This window comes from Ruegeria sp. A5, assembly GCF_056543005.1.
Map to the genome: position 1 here is coordinate 844,726 of NZ_JBQGAV010000001.1, position 15,249 is coordinate 859,974.

Annotated in this window: 11 protein-coding genes; 3 read left to right on the forward strand and 8 right to left on the reverse strand. The window is 57.6% G+C overall.

Going from position 1 to position 15,249, the window contains the following annotated elements; genetic code table 11:
* The first annotated feature begins 8 nt into the window (after positions 1-8).
* Positions 9-1,079, forward strand: a complete 1,071-nt coding sequence (locus tag ACR0AY_RS04265) for an agmatine deiminase family protein (protein WP_170512966.1) — start codon at positions 9-11, stop codon at positions 1,077-1,079.
* Positions 1,080-1,085: 6 nt separating this feature from the next.
* Here ACR0AY_RS04265 and ispG read toward each other — a convergent pair whose 3' ends face one another.
* The 3 genes from ispG to hemA all read right to left on the reverse strand — a co-directional run bounded on the left by ispG (position 1,086) and on the right by hemA (position 4,846).
* Positions 1,086-2,207 carry a flavodoxin-dependent (E)-4-hydroxy-3-methylbut-2-enyl-diphosphate synthase gene (gene ispG, locus ACR0AY_RS04270; protein ID WP_170396552.1) on the reverse strand — a complete coding sequence of 374 codons (1,122 nt, stop codon included), beginning with the start codon at positions 2,205-2,207 and terminating at the stop codon, positions 1,086-1,088.
* Between the two features lie 70 nt (positions 2,208-2,277).
* Positions 2,278-3,492, reverse strand: coding sequence for a helix-turn-helix domain-containing protein (locus ACR0AY_RS04275; protein WP_170403043.1), 1,215 nt, complete (start codon positions 3,490-3,492; stop codon positions 2,278-2,280).
* A gap of 130 nt (positions 3,493-3,622) precedes the next feature.
* A complete protein-coding gene (hemA, locus tag ACR0AY_RS04280; RefSeq protein ID WP_170403046.1) occupies positions 3,623-4,846 on the reverse strand; it encodes a 5-aminolevulinate synthase in 1,224 nt (407 codons plus the stop codon).
* A gap of 302 nt (positions 4,847-5,148) precedes the next feature.
* Here hemA and ACR0AY_RS04285 point away from each other — a divergent pair, with 302 nt between their 5' ends.
* Complete coding sequence (locus ACR0AY_RS04285) at positions 5,149-6,534, forward strand: dipeptidase (RefSeq protein ID WP_170512964.1); 1,386 nt, start codon at positions 5,149-5,151, stop codon at positions 6,532-6,534.
* Between the two features lie 134 nt (positions 6,535-6,668).
* Here the strand turns inward: ACR0AY_RS04285 and lpdA are convergent, their stop codons facing one another.
* Positions 6,669-8,063: a dihydrolipoyl dehydrogenase gene (gene lpdA, locus ACR0AY_RS04290; RefSeq protein ID WP_170512962.1), complete on the reverse strand. Its 1,395-nt coding sequence runs from the start codon at positions 8,061-8,063 to the stop codon at positions 6,669-6,671.
* A gap of 213 nt (positions 8,064-8,276) precedes the next feature.
* Between lpdA and ACR0AY_RS04295 the strand changes: the two genes are divergently transcribed.
* Positions 8,277-8,711 (forward strand): hypothetical protein, encoded by a 435-nt coding sequence (locus ACR0AY_RS04295; protein WP_170512961.1) that lies wholly within the window; start codon positions 8,277-8,279, stop codon positions 8,709-8,711.
* On the opposite strand, the gene ACR0AY_RS04300 is transcribed toward ACR0AY_RS04295, so the two are convergent.
* The 4 genes from ACR0AY_RS04300 to ACR0AY_RS04315 all read right to left on the reverse strand — a co-directional run bounded on the left by ACR0AY_RS04300 (position 8,708) and on the right by ACR0AY_RS04315 (position 15,246).
* Positions 8,708-9,286 (reverse strand): DUF924 family protein, encoded by a 579-nt coding sequence (locus ACR0AY_RS04300; protein WP_170396541.1) that lies wholly within the window; start codon positions 9,284-9,286, stop codon positions 8,708-8,710. The two genes, ACR0AY_RS04295 and ACR0AY_RS04300, sit on opposite strands and share 4 nt — an antisense overlap.
* A 107-nt stretch (positions 9,287-9,393) precedes the next feature.
* Positions 9,394-10,665 carry an MFS transporter gene (locus ACR0AY_RS04305; RefSeq protein ID WP_170512959.1) on the reverse strand — a complete coding sequence of 424 codons (1,272 nt, stop codon included), beginning with the start codon at positions 10,663-10,665 and terminating at the stop codon, positions 9,394-9,396.
* Positions 10,666-10,771: 106 nt separating this feature from the next.
* The gene (gene queA / locus ACR0AY_RS04310; protein ID WP_170513053.1) at positions 10,772-11,818 is read right to left on the reverse strand and encodes a tRNA preQ1(34) S-adenosylmethionine ribosyltransferase-isomerase QueA; all 1,047 of its coding nucleotides are present in this window, start codon (positions 11,816-11,818) and stop codon (positions 10,772-10,774) included.
* 44 nt (positions 11,819-11,862) lie between these two features.
* Positions 11,863-15,246: a YhdP family protein gene (locus ACR0AY_RS04315; RefSeq protein ID WP_480453752.1), complete on the reverse strand. Its 3,384-nt coding sequence runs from the start codon at positions 15,244-15,246 to the stop codon at positions 11,863-11,865.
* Between the last annotated feature and the right edge of the window lie 3 nt (positions 15,247-15,249).

A 15,249-nucleotide genomic window follows, 5' to 3' on the forward strand; every position in this document is an offset into this window, starting at 1 on the left:
TTTCCAGCATGGATCGACGGAACCTCTTACTCACTGGAGGTGCGCTGAGTTTTATGGGCCTGTCTAAGCAAGCCCTCGCTCAGCGCACCTCAAACTTCTTTGTACCGGCGGAAGAAGCGCCCCACGAACGCACATTTATGCAATGGCCGGTCAGCCGCAAAGTTTACCGTGACCAGATCTTTCTGGATATGGTGCAACAAACCATCGCGGAAATCGCGAACGCCATTTCCGCCTTTGAACCCGTGACGATGCTTGCGGCGGGAAAGCACCATGCGGATGCACGTCAAAAACTTTCCTCATCAGTCGAGCTCTGGGATGTTCCAACCGAAGATTTGTGGTGCCGCGACGCAGGTCCAATCTTCGTGATCGGCAATCGAGGCGGGATTGCGGTCACTCGTATCCAGTTCAACGGCTGGGGTCGGAAACAGGTGCACAAACACGATGCGCGGATCGCTGCCAAGGTTGCCGACCATCTCGGTCTGCCCCTGCTTCCAACCGGCTTGAAAGGCGAGGCCGGCGGTGTAGAACAAGACGGTCATGGGTTGATCATGGCCCATGAAAGCTCGTGGGTGAATGAGAACCGCAATCCAGACCTGTCACGCAACGAAATTGAATCCCGATTACTGGCAGCCTATGGGGCTGACCGCATGGTCTGGTCTGATGGGGTCTGGGGCGAGGATATCACCGATTACCACATCGACAGTCTGGCGCGCTTCACCGGCCCTGGGCGCGTTTTGATCAACCTGCCAGACGAGCCGGATATGGATGATCCATTTCATGTCGCGGCCCTTGATACTCATGACCGTCTCATCGCCGAAGGATTGCAGGTTGAGGTGATCCCTGAACCCAATAGGCGCCGAGTTAACGATCCCGAATTCGTGGCGTCTTATGCGAATTACTATGTTTGTAATGGCGGCATCGTGATGGCCCAGTTCGGAGACCGCGAAACCGATGAGATTGCACAGATGGCCCTAGCTCGTCACTACCCCGGGCGCGAGATCATTGCATTAAATGTCGACGTATTGGGCGAGCTGGGCGGCGGCATTCACTGCGCAACACAGCAAATGCCTGTTGCTTAGGCCTTGTTACTCAGCAGCTTCAGCTGCCGCATCCAGCTCTGCTGCCTTCTTTTCGACCTCTTCAACGATGTGATCAATCATCTGGTCGTTTGACATCTTGTGGCTGGCTTTGCCTGCCAGATAGACCATGCCCGAGCCTGCCCCGCCACCGGTGAAACCGACATCGGTCATCAGCGCCTCACCCGGACCGTTCACGACACAGCCGATGATCGACAGGCTCATGGGTGTCTTGATGTGTTCCAAGCGATGCTCCAACGCCTCAACTGTTTTGATTACGTCAAAACCCTGTCGCGCGCAGGAGGGGCATGAGATGATGTTCACGCCGCGATGGCGCAGGCCCAGAGATTTCAGGATCTCATAGCCGACCTTGACCTCTTCCACCGGATCAGCAGACAGGCTGACGCGGATCGTGTCGCCAATGCCCATCCACAGCAGATTGCCCAGACCGATGGCCGATTTGATGGTGCCGCTGACCAGCCCTCCGGCCTCGGTGATGCCCAGATGGATGGGCGCATCCGTCGCCTCGGCAATGCCCTGATAAGCCGCGGCTGACAGGAATACGTCGCTGGCCTTCACGCTGATCTTGAAATTGTGAAAGTCGTTGTCTTCGAGAATACGGATATGCTCCAACCCGCTCTCGACCATCGCTTCGGGGCACGGCTCGCCGTATTTCTCAAGCAGGTGCTTTTCCAGGCTCCCTGCGTTCACCCCGATCCGGATCGAGCAATTGTGGTCTCGCGCGGCTTTGATGACCTCTTTCACCCGTTTTTCATCGCCGATATTGCCCGGATTGATCCGCAGACAGGCCGCACCAGCCTCGGCGGATTCGATTCCGCGACGGTAGTGGAAATGAATATCAGCCACGATAGGAACAGGGCTTTCGCGCACGATCTCTTTCAGCGCTTTTGACGAGGCCTCATCCGGGACCGAGACCCGCACGATATCCGCCCCCGCCTCGGCCGCCGCCTGCACCTGTGCCACGGTCGCAGCCACATCGGTGGTCAGCGTGTTGGTCATGGTCTGCACGGCAATCGGTGCGTCACCTCCGACGGGCACATTGCCAACCATGATCTGGCGGGATTTACGGCGATAGATATTGCGCCAAGGGCGCACGTGATTGAGCGACATGAGGATCGATCCGGATCAGCCTGAATTGACCCTTAGATAGTTCGCCATCCCTTGGGGAGCAATGCCAAGATCACTCGGCGGGCGCTTCTGCCGCCTCGGTCTGCAACTCGGCCACCAGTTGCTTGAGTGCGCTGTTCTGATCGGCCTCAAGATCGGCAACTGCGAAGGTTTCTGCAACGGCATCCTTTGACAGAACAACACCTTTGGCCACCGTACCCGGCGCGCCCACAGGACCAAAGTGTTCGCCATTCATCGAGAAATAGACCGACCCCGCGGCTCCTGCTCGCAGTTGCGGGGGTTCCTCGGTGAGCGGCACTTCAAACGTGCTGCCCTGCTCAACGGTGCCCAGAGTTCCTTCGAAAATCACGCTGCCATCGGCTGCAGTGACACGCATCCAAGCAGGGTTCACGGCCACGATCTTCAGCGTCGTATCCAGCTTTTCAACCACTTGAGGCAAGGCCGGGCGTTCAACCGTATGAACTTCGGTCACTTTGATTTGCGGAGGTTCAGGCGCGCGGAACGTTCCGACATTGCGCGGATCAAGGGTGGAAATCGGCGCATCGCGCGCCACCAGCACCGGCACATCAAGTGCCTGCGGACGATACAGACGATCCAGCGCTTCAGAGCTTGGCACCTCGGCGCTGGCCAGTTCCGTTGCCTCGGGCCGGGCCTGCGCGGCATCCAGCGGGTCAAGGTCTGTAAGCACGACGGGGGCCTGCTCAACCGGGCTGACCTGCACCTGCTGAATGCGGTTCAGAACCGACCAGCCCCCATAACCGATGCCGCCAATGACGGCCAACAGCACCAGCGTCGATCCAATAGCACGCGGTTCAATCTGGCTGACTACGGATTCGCGGCCCGGAATATAAGGCGTATTGGGCGAGACAAACGGATCACGTCCCATCGGCCCGCGTGAGGGCAAACCACCTTGTGCCTTTTTGACCACCGACGCCTCGGCCGACATGCCATGCGCAACCTCGAAACCGCTTTCCTGACAGAAGGTCGCAAAAGTCTCATCGGGGTTCATGCCCAGATAGCGGGCATATGAACGCACATACCCGGCGATGAAGCCGGGTGTGTCAAAGGCATCGGGATCTGCATTTTCGATGGCGGCGATGTAGTTGGCTTTGATTCGCAGTTCACGCTGCACATCCAGAAGCGACTTGCCCATCGTTGCACGTTCGCCGCGCATGACATCGCCAAGCCGTACCTCATAGTCATCAAAACCCTTGGGTCTGACGTCCATGTCTTCTTCGGAATCGCGCTGTGATCTGCGCCCAATCATTCCTGCTGCCCCATCTTTGCCTGTCGCGTGTTACGCGCAAACGTCGAATCGCCCCTATAACGATTCGTCCGCTTCTTTTGTTAGCGTAAGCTTAACACGCAGCAAACTCGTTGCACACTTTAGCGTGAGGTTATCCAGCAAGTTCGGCGCGATTTAGCGCACAATGTGACCAAAGTTCGTCCATCGCCTGCACCAGACGGTTCATTTCGTCGGGTCCATGCACCGGAGATGGCGTAAACCGCAGACGTTCGGTGCCGCGCGGAACGGTCGGGAAATTGATTGGCTGCACATAGATACCATAGTCATCCAGCAGCATATCGCTCAACTTCTTGGTGTGGACGGGGTTGCCAACGATCACCGGCACAATGTGGCTGCCGTGATCAATCAGAGGCATGCCAAGTCCTTTCAGCCTCAGCTTAAGAATGCTGGCCTGGGTCTGGTGCTGCTCGCGCAGTTCAGGCGCGCGCTTGAGATAGGCCACCGAGGCTGCCGCCCCTGCCGCAACCGCAGGTGGCAGCGAGGTAGTAAAGATAAAGCCCGGCGCATAGGACCGGATGGCGTCACACATCTTGGCACTCGCCGCGATGTAGCCGCCCATGACACCGTAGGCTTTGGCAAGCGTTCCGTTGATGATGTCAATGCGATGCGCCAACCGATCACGCTCGGTTACACCCCCGCCGCGGGGGCCGTACATGCCAACTGCGTGAACCTCATCAATATAGGTCAAAGCACCGAATTCATCGGCCAGATCGCAAATCTCTTCAATGGGTCCGAAATCGCCATCCATCGAATAGACCGACTCAAACGCGATCAGCTTGGGGGCTGCAGGGTCATCAGCCTCCAGCAACTCACGCAGATGTGCCACGTCATTGTGGCGGAAGATGCGTTTGGCACCCCCGTTGCGGCGCACGCCTTCGATCATCGACGCATGGTTCAGTGCATCGGAATATATAATCAGGCCGGGGAACAGTTTTGGCAGAGTGCTGAGTGTCGCGTCATTGGCGATATAGGCACTGGTGAATAGCAGTGCGGCTTCTTTGCCGTGCAAGTCCGCCAATTCAGCTTCCAGCCGTTTGTGATAGACTGTCGTGCCTGAAATGTTGCGCGTCCCGCCCGAGCCTGCGCCTGCGGCCTCCACCGCCTCGTGCATGGCCTCCAAAACAACAGGATTCTGACCCATGCCCAAATAATCATTGCCACACCACACGGTGATGTTCTGCTGCGAACCATCGGGACAAGTCCGTACCGCATGCGGAAAATGACCGTTCCGACGTTCAATATCGATAAAGGTCCGATAACGTCCTTCGTCATGCAGCCTGGCAATCGCTGTATCGAGCTGAGCAGTATAGTCCAACGGACCCTCCTTGGATGCCCGGTTATTATAGCCCCGGGCGACTTTTTTCGCCACTTCACAAGCCGGGCTGGAAGTATGGCGTCGCGTTCATCTGTCCAACTGGCCTACAGCCGAATAGCTGAACCCAACTTTGATTTGCATCAAATAACGCCAAACGCCTAAACCGACAAGCAAAGTTACGACCACAAGACGCGAGGAAACGCCGCAGGCCTTTCCTCCAGATCCAGCACAGAAACCTGCTGGACGGTACCGCCCATGCTGATAGGCTCTGTCCAATTTCAAGACCTTCCCAGGAGACCCCTATGTCGCTTGACGCTGTACTGAGCCGGATCGACGCCGATCTGATCACCTCCATCGACCGCCTGATGGAGTTCCTGCGCATTCCCTCCATCTCGACTGACCCGGCCTTCAAGGACCAAGTCGACCAGGCTGCCGATTGGCTGGTGGCGGATCTGAAAAGTATCGGTATTGCAGCCGAAAAGCGCGAAACTCCGGGACATCCCATGGTCGTTGGCCATGTCGGTGAGGACAGCGGTGGGCCGCATGTTCTGTTCTATGGGCACTATGATGTGCAACCTGTCGATCCGCTGGAGCTTTGGACACGCGATCCTTTCGATCCGGCTTTGGAAGACACTCCACACGGACAGGTGATACGCGGGCGCGGCGCCTCTGACGACAAAGGCCAACTGATGACCTTCGTCGAGGCCTGCCGCGCCTGGAAAGCAGTGCATGGCACCCTGCCCTGCCGCATCACGTTTTTCTTCGAAGGTGAGGAAGAATCCGGGTCGCCCTCGCTCGTGCCATTTCTCAAAGCAAACAAATCCGAGCTTCAGGCCGATCTCGCGCTGGTCTGTGATACTTCGATGGTGTCGCGGGGGGTGCCTTCGATAGCGTCGCAATTGCGCGGCATGCTCAAGGATGAATTCACAATCATCGGTCCCCGCATCGACCTGCATTCGGGCCACTATGGCGGGCCGGGTCTGAACCCGCTGCGGGAACTGTCGCGCATCGTCGCATCCTTCTATGATGAAGAAACCGGCCGCGTCGCGGTCGAAGGTTTTTACGAAGGCGTACACGAAGTCCCGGCCGAGCAGTTGCGCCAATGGGAGAATTGCGGGTTCGATGAAGCGGAATACCTGAATTCGGTTGGCTATACCGAGCCGCACGGTGAAACAGGCTATTCCACGCTGGAACAACAATGGGCGCGACCCACGCTTGAAGTGAATGGCCTTTGGGGAGGTTACAACGGCGCGGGCTCCAAAACCGTTATCCCGTCCGAGGCACATTGCAAGATCACCTGCCGCCTGGTCGGCGACATGGACCCGGACGCGCTCCGCAAAAGGATCCGCAAACATGTCGAAGAGCGCCTGTCTACGGATGCTAAAGTGGTCTGGGACAGTGATCTCGAAGGCTCGCCTGCTTCGGTGATGAACCTTAGCCGCCCAGAATTCGAAGCGGCCCGCGGAGCACTTTCGGACGAGTGGAATCGCGAGGCCGTTTTCACCGGGATGGGCGGATCAATCCCGGTGGTTGGATATTTCAATACAGTGTTGGGGCTGGATTCGATGCTGGTTGGGTATGCCAACGACGATGATGCCATCCACTCGCCGAACGAGAAATACGACGTCAAAAGCTTCCACAAAGGCATCCGCTCGTGGGCCCGAATATTGGAAGCAATAAATAAATGAGGATCCTTTGCGAGGCTCTGCCTCGCGCTCCGAGGTATTTTCGGCCAGATGAAGTACGGATCCCCTGCTTCATCTGGCTATAAATATCTCGGGGGCGTCGCGGCTTGCCGCGGCGGGGGCAGAGCCCCCTGTCCTTACATGTGTATCACGCGTCCATAGGCATCCAGCACGCTTTCATGCATCATTTCAGACAGCGTCGGATGCGGGAAGACGGTGTTCATCAGGTCTTCTTCAGTGGTTTCCAACTGGCGACCGACCACATAGCCCTGAATAAGCTCTGTGACTTCGGCACCGATCATGTGTGCACCTAGCAGTTCCCCAGTCTTGGCATCGAAGACGGTCTTGATCAGTCCCTCGGGCTCACCAAGCGCGATGGCCTTGCCGTTGCCGATGAACGGGAAGCGTCCGACCTTGATCTCATAGCCCAGCTCTTTGGCCTTGGCTTCGCTATACCCAACCGAAGCGACCTGAGGCTGACAGTATGTACAACCCGCGATACTTTCAGGCTTGACCGGATGTGCGTGTTTGCCCGCGATCAGTTCCGCGACCATCACGCCTTCGTGGCTGGCTTTGTGGGCCAGCCAGGGCGCCCCGGCGATATCACCTATTGCGTAAAGCCCGTCTACCCCAGTGCGGCAGTATTCATCGGTGACCACGTGCGTGCGGTCGATCTTCACACCCAAGGCTTCAAGCCCGAGGCTTTCCACATTGCCGACGATGCCCACGGCCGAGATCACCGTGTCAAAATCGTGTTTCTCAACCTTGCCTTTCACCTCGATATGCGCAGTCACCTTGCCCTTGGTGCGGTCCAATTGTTTAACCATCGCCTTTTCCATGATGGTCATGCCCTGCTTGGTGAAAGCTTTCTTGGCAAATGCACTGATCTCGGCATCTTCTACAGGCAGCACTCGATCCATCACCTCGACCACGGTCGTGTCCGCGCCCAAAGTGTTATAGAAGCTGGCGAATTCGATCCCGATCGCACCCGAGCCGATGACCAGCAGTTTCTTGGGCATCCGCGGCGGTTGCAGCGCGTGTTTATACGTCCAGACCAGATCGCCATCCGCTTCAAGGCCCGGCAGTTCGCGCGCCCGGGCACCGGTGGCCAGAACGATATTCTTCGCGGTTAGGTCTTCCGTGCCTTTGTCTGTTTTGACGCTGACCTTGCCCTTGGCGGGGATCGATGCCTCACCCATGACAACAGCGACTTTGTTCTTTTTCAGCAGATGACCTATGCCGCCGGACAACTGCGCGGCAACACCGCGCGAGCGCTTCACAACCGCATCCAGATCGTAGCCGACCTTGTCTGCTTTCAAGCCAAAATCCTTGGCACGCTCCATCAGGTGAAACACTTCCGATGATCGCAGTAGTGCTTTTGTCGGGATACAGCCCCAGTTCAGGCAGATACCACCCAGATGCTCGCGCTCGACAACAGCTGTCTTCAGGCCCAGTTGCGCCGCGCGAATAGCGGCTACATAGCCACCGGGGCCAGCCCCGATTACGATCAGATCATAAGATTGTGCAGCCATGTTTCCCTCTCGGCACAGGTCAGTTCAAAAAACTAGTTTACCGTTAAACTATTTTTTACAACGCATCAACATCAGAGCCCGCGACATATGTGACGCGGGGTCAAATCAGGTATTTGGAGCTGAATTCAGCCTATACCCACGTTACCGCAAAGGCTAGAACTGACGAATATGCACTACCAGTTTTTGACCTTCCCGATTTTCGAAAGGCGTATCATGGCTAAAACGCTCAAAGATTTACTGCTCGCTCTTTTGAACGCGACATTGATATTGTTGGCTTTATGCCTGTTTTTGGGGTGGAAACTTGCGCAGTCTGTCGATCAGATCCGGGTCGGGTTTGCTGAGAACCTGCAGGTCGTGGCGCCGCTACGAGATCAGGCGCAGGGAATTCGTGGGGAACTGGCCGCGTTGCGCAGCGATCTTGCAACCCTTAGCAGTCGGGGCACGCAACTCGATGCGGTCACGCGCCAACAGCTGAATGCGGCATTGCGACGTTTAGGTGATCTGGAGGGGAAGCTGGAAGACACTCAGACCCGATTGGCGGGCCTGGTCGAAAAACCAGAAGACTTGATCGACTATGCCATTACGACATCCGCCGACACTGTTACCGACCGCCTTCTGATCCTAAAAGGCTGTGAGCCCGCGACCTAGGTCGCGGCCTGCAACTCGCGCACAGTCGAACCATATCCGCCATTACTGACATATGCGGCTTCGTGTTCAGTAGTCGCGCGTTCCAGCGCATCGTTTCGATACGGGAAACGACCGAACTTGCGGATCACCTCACGATGAGCGCGCGCATGAAGCAGATTGCTCTCGCCGCCTTCCGGCATCCGTTCGATCATAAGGCGCACACAGCGCTCCTGATCGCACAGATTTTCCGAATGCATCATCGGCAAATAAAAGAACTGCCGCGCCGGTTCGTCGATCTTAAGATCCCAGCCTTTGTCGACCGCGCATTTCGCTGCAGCCAGTGCCGCCCGATCCGATGCAAAGGCCTGTTTGCTTCCCCGGAACATGTTGCGAGGCAACTGATCCATAAGAATAATATAGGCCAGCGAACCGCTGGGATAGGTCAGCCAAAGCGAGAATTTACCCTCACACGCGGCTTCCCATGTTGAAAGAAATTTATCCCGGATCCGCGCATCCAGCGCTTCATCCTGCAGGTACCACCCCTCGGGGCCAACCTCATCTAACCAAAAACTCAATACTTCTTCAGGACCTACCATTGCCCTAGACTCCGTAATTGCCCTCCCCAGGACGTAACGTCATTAAAATCACTTTTACAGATTTGTGACAGTAACATATTGCAACACAAAAGTCACATTTCCGACTCTCAGGCGGGTTCTTGCGTATCCTGCTCGTCCTGGGCTGCCTCAATGGCGACCTCTTGCGCAACCTCCAACGCAACGGGCGACGATGTCGGATAGATCGCCGCAATTGTCCCGGTCTCATCCACAGGTTTGTAGACGCGCTGGGTCATCCGGTAGGCAGCATATGCGGCCATGATGAACATCAGTGTTGCTATAAACAGGAAAAAACCTTGTGGTCCAATCACGCCAGCCCCCATTAGCCAACCGGTGATAATTGGACCTGCGATTGCGCCCAAGCCATTAATAAAGACCAGCCCGCCCGAAGCTGCCGACATATCGTCATACTCCAGGTAGTCATTTGTATACGCGATCAACAATGAATAGAGCGGGCTTGTCATGCCGCCGATGATAAAGGCAGCTACGAGAAGCATGGTGAAAGTGACGCCCAGTATCATGCCTATCACGGCACCTATCCCACCAACAGCAGCCACCAGCATAATCAGCAGACGGCGGTCCATTCTGTCGGACATCCAGCCCAACGGATATTGCAGGACTACGGCGCCGATATAAAACACCGCTACGAAGGTCGAAATCTCGACCAGACTCAATCCAACCTGAGCGCCATAAACAGCGCTCATCCCGAATTGCGCTGAAAATATCCCGCCAAGCAGGAACATGCCGACGCAGCCCAGCGGCGATGTTTCCATCAGCTGGCGCAATGTCATCGGTTTGGTGGTATCGAACGCCGGGGTTGGAGAAATGGACAGCAGAATAGGCGCAAATGAGATCGAAACCAGTATAGAAGCGATGACAAAGGTCTCATATCCTGCCGGGTCGCCGACCAGCAATAAGGCCTGGGCGCTCACCACACCTGTCATCTGCACCATCATATAAAGCGACAGCGCCTGCCCTCGGTTCTCGTTGTTTGCGGCATTGTTCAGCCAGCTTTCCGCGGTCACATACACGCCCGAAAAACAGAACCCGATAATCACGCGGCCAATCGACCATGCAATTGGATCGGTCAGCATCGGATACATGATCATGACAGCCGAGATGAACGAGGCCAGCGCCGCAAACACGCGCACGTGCCCGACGCGGCGGATCATTTCAGGTGCCAGACGCGAGCCGCCAAGGAACCCAAGGAAATAGGCCGACATCACAAAGGACATCTCTAAGGTCGAGAATCCCTCGATTTCTCCACGCACCCCCAGCAACGTGCCCTGCAGGCCATTGCCGACCATCAGCAACCCCATTCCCAGAAGAAGCGCCCAAGCGCTGGAAAGAACCTGAAGCATTCTGCCTATCCAAAATTGCCGGTGTGTTTTGTCCGCTTTGCCGTCAATGACGAAGCACGTCGCGCTTGTCTACGACATTGTAAGGGCGCAGATGGCCAAGATACGACTATGGTATCAGCAGAGACGCGTCGCCGTATGAGAAAAAGCGATACTCTTCTGCGATAGCGTGGTCATAGACCGACTTGACCCGATCCTGCCCAATCAACGCCGAAACAAGCATCAGCAATGTGGATTTCGGCAGGTGGAAATTGGTCATCAGCGCATCAGTGACGTGAAATTCAAAACCTGGGTATATGAAGATATCGGTCTCGCCTTCCCACGGCGCGATCCGCCCGCTGCGTGCCGCGCTTTCGATCAGTCGAAGGGCGGTTGTGCCCACCGGGATAACGCGCCCGCCCGCTTCTTTGGTTGCCGCAATCTCGGCAGCGGCCTGCGCGCTGACCCGTCCCCATTCGGCGTGCATCTTGTGGGTGGTCACGTCTTCCACTTTGACCGGCAGAAATGTGCCTGCCCCCACATGCAGCGTGACATGCGTGAACTCGACACCGCGCTCCGATAGCGCCTGCAAAAGCGCATCATCAAAATGCAAGGACGCGGTTGGGGCCGCTACGGCTCCGGAGTTTCGCGCCCACACAGTTTGGTAGTCGGTCTTGTCCTGTTCATCTGCTGCACGTTTCGCTGCGATGTAGGGAGGCAACGGCATCGCGCCGGCCTGCTCCAACGCTTGATCGAAATCCTCTCCGGTCAGGTTGAAGCGCAGATAGGCTTGGCCATCGGCAACTCGGTCCAGGGTTGCGCTCAGATCGTCTGAGAATACGATCTCTTCGCCCGGTTTGATCTTCTTAAGCGGCTTGATCAGCGCGGCCCAACAACCATCAGATTGCGGGTCCAGCAATGTCGCCTCAATCGCGGCAGATACCGGCCCTTGCGCGCTGTCACGGTGGCGGCGACCGCTGAGGCGAGCGGGAATGACGCGGGTGTCGTTCAGCACCAGACGGTCCCCGGGCTGCAATATGTCCGGCAGATCGAACACGTGCCGGTCCTGAACAGCATCACCCTGCGCAAGCAGCAGTCGCGCGGACGAGCGCGGGCTGGCGGGACGCGTGGCAATCAGGTGTTCGGGCAGGTGGAAGTCAAAGTCGCTGAGTTTCATGGCCGCGCCATACATCGGCCCGACAGATTCGGCCACAGCTCCGATCAGCGATCCTCACCCCGTGTCTGAAAGGCGGGATTGGGTTGGCCGGATCGGTCCGGTGTGGCATTCGGGCCATCCGAGACCGTTGGCGCAGGCTCGCGCAACAGGTTGCGCAGAAACAGAGGTGCGAGACCAGACAGAGGATTGACCGAAACTTGCGGGTCGGACAGCGGTCCGGACAGAGTGTAGTTGAAGGCAAAGATACCTTCCCCCTTTTTGGTCAGAACGCTGCCAATAGCATTGACCAGATAGATCGGTGAAATCGCGCCGCGCAGGTTCAGCATCCCGGCTACAGTGTCGACCGTACCATCAAAGGACAGCCCCATTGATGGCCCCACGGCACTACCGCTCAGCACCTTCACCTCGGTCGGAGTGATACGCATTTTGCTGTCGATGGCTGCGAAGAAAATACCTTGCCCCGCCATTTCATCCAGCAACCCCACCAGACTGATCGCGTTCAATATCGCTGCCATGGCCGGGGCGTCCGTGATCCGCGTATTTTTGATTTTCAGGTCGACGTCATAATTTCCAGGCTCTGCGATCGGATCCAGTTGCAATTGCATTGTTCCACCGCGTGCCTGCGTCAGAACCCCCGCTGATCTCAGAACCGCCCCTGCATCGTCCGAGGTTAGACCAACCGCAGATCGGGACGCGCGCGGGGTGACCTGACCGCGGATCGCTGCACCGCCATTGACTTGCGACGCAAAGCTGCCGGTCAATCCGCCAGTGGTTTGAAACGAGCCAGTCAACCCGGTCAACGCAACGGATTCAGTGACTTGTAGTCGGTCCAGCTTCACATCCAGCTTTGGCCCGGGCCCAGCAGCACCACCGCTGCTACCTCCCTCACCGATGGTGGATTTTCCCAGATCAAGCACGCCGCCCAACACACGGATATCTGGCAGCGCGGCACCACGCCCAATCAATTCCGCCGGAACTGCAAGCCAGTCGCCCAGTTCGAACGTGCTGAACCGGACCCTTTCGAACCCGCCATCCCGGAACGAGATCGCTGCAGTTGTCCGCAAACCAGCAGCGTTGATCCGAAGGGAATCGACACTTAGCTGAGCGCCCAGCGTGGCCTCGGCAGTCAGAGAGCCGCCAGTGCTGGCTGATTTGCGCCATCCAAGCTCAGGGATTGCCAACGCGACGCCAACCAAATCGGACTGTGCCGACAAGCGCGGGGGCTCACCCGCACCAATACTCAGGCTGAAATCGGCGATCCCCTCTCCGGTCAACATGCCGCGCGGCAGTCCGGCATTGATTTGTTCCATCAAACGCGGGGAGAGTTCGATTTGACCTGTCAGTTCGCTTTGCTGCGGGGTTTCGCCTCCGATCGGCTGCCGCCAAAGCGCTTCAACCGGTACGACGCCAAACAGCCCCTCGCCCTGGATGGCCACCTGCGTCTGATCCCCGTTCAGGTCCAATCGGTCTGCGCTGACTTCAAATCCGGGTACCAGCTTGCTGCTGTCCAAATTCGACAACTCGCCAATGAAATGGAACCTGGTATCTTCCAGCTTCAGGCCCTTGATCAGCGGCAAGGAAAGCGTTCCACTCAGACTGACCTGACCGTCGGCCAGATCCACCGGCAGATTGGCCTTGGTCAGCAGTTGCAGCGGCGGCCGGTCCAGCAATGACATGGCTGCGGTTACACTGCCGCTGGCCTTAATCCGCGCAATGGCCGGGGTGGTTTTTTTGATGCCGGTATCGGGGATGATGAACGAGGTGCCCGAGGCATCAACGGTACCTCCTTCATCCGCGATCACAATCCCCTTTTGCGCCGAGACGGTAAAGCGCCGGTTGAGCAGGCTGGCCTGCCCCTGCGCGTCTTGGATAGTTGGCAACGTCTTGGCGAACCGAATCTCGGTCTCGTCGAATTCGAAATCCGCATAGATGTCCGGCTTTTCGCCGGGCCGTAGACGCAGGGCGAGATCCAGATCGGACATTTCTCCGTGATAGAGGTTGTCGGTGACCCAAAGGCGCGGTTTCGGGGCAAGTCGTTCGGGCCAGTAGTTCAACAGCTGATCAGAGCTCATCCGATCAATCTGTGCATCAATGGCTGCGACCCAGCCGTCGGTCAAACCAGCCAGAGACCCGCTGAGCCGTGCGCGATGTGCACCGTCTTCAACCGTCATCTGCCCCAGCTGTATACGGAACGGCGCAAGTTTCATCTGGAAATCAACATCGGCCCGCGTCAGATTCAGTGCTTCGGGGAACAGATTGGCCGGGTTGATCTCAATCCCGCTGAGGCGGAACTGCCCCGACATACTGTCCAACCCGCCAGCTTTGACCCCATGTAGAAAGGCCTTGCCATCTGCCTGCACCGTACCCCAGGCAGACTGGATCGAGACTTCGTTGAAATCCAGCGCCTGTTGTTTCGGGTCGTAGGTAAAATACGTCCGCGCCGCGTCGAATTTGATCGGTGTTGTTTCAGGCGTGGGCTGCACGGCGCCTGCACCCAGATTCAACGTGGCAAAGACCGGCCCCAGCGCGCCCTCAGTATCAATGCCACCCCTCAAAGCACCTGAGATCGGTGTGCGAAGTACCTGCATCCATGCCAGCGCCGGGCTGTGGCCTGCGATATCCTCGGCGGGAAGATCGGTGATCGAGATGCCGAACTGCGCAGCCGGACTGCCCAGCAAACTGGTATAGTTGGCCTCGATCGTGCTGACATAATCGCGACCGGCCAGCACCGAGAAATTGGTGGCCAGACGAACCTCACCCGCGCTGCGGTTGGCCTGAATACGCCCGCCGTCCAGCACCCAGGACCGGCCCAACCGCAGGTCCTGATAGTCCAGCGTAATTGCATCCAGTTCGACCGAGGTCAGGGCTGACAAAATAGGCGCCTGGAACACCTCGTCCGATGATTCAATCAGCTGCGCCAGGTTCCGGGCCTGACCGACCGGCGCACTTCCGGCACCGACGGTCAGCGACAGCGCTCCATCGACACCCCGTGTCAGTGCAATCTGCGCGCCTTGCAATATGATCCGCTTCGGGCGCACATGCCCGCGCAACAGCGGGCGCATCGACAGGCTGGCCCGCAGGTCGGACACTTCGGCAATCTGCCGTCCGTCCGCATCGCTGATACGAACATCGGTCAGTCGCAATCGCGGACGCCAGCCTTCATGAATGATGAAACTGACATCGCCGAACCGAACTTTGACGCCACCCAATGTCTGATCAAGGCGCGCCTCGACCCGGTCGCGCAACCAATCCGGCGCGTGCATGCGCTGGCCGACAACCATAAAGCCGGTGACCAGTGCCAGAAATCCAAGGATGAAGACACCGCGCAATGTCCACAGCCCTGCGGTCCGACGCCGCGACCGACGGCGGGGTTTCTTATCCGCCTTCGTGTCATCCTGCTGTTCTTGCTGGACCAATTTGCGTCTCACGCC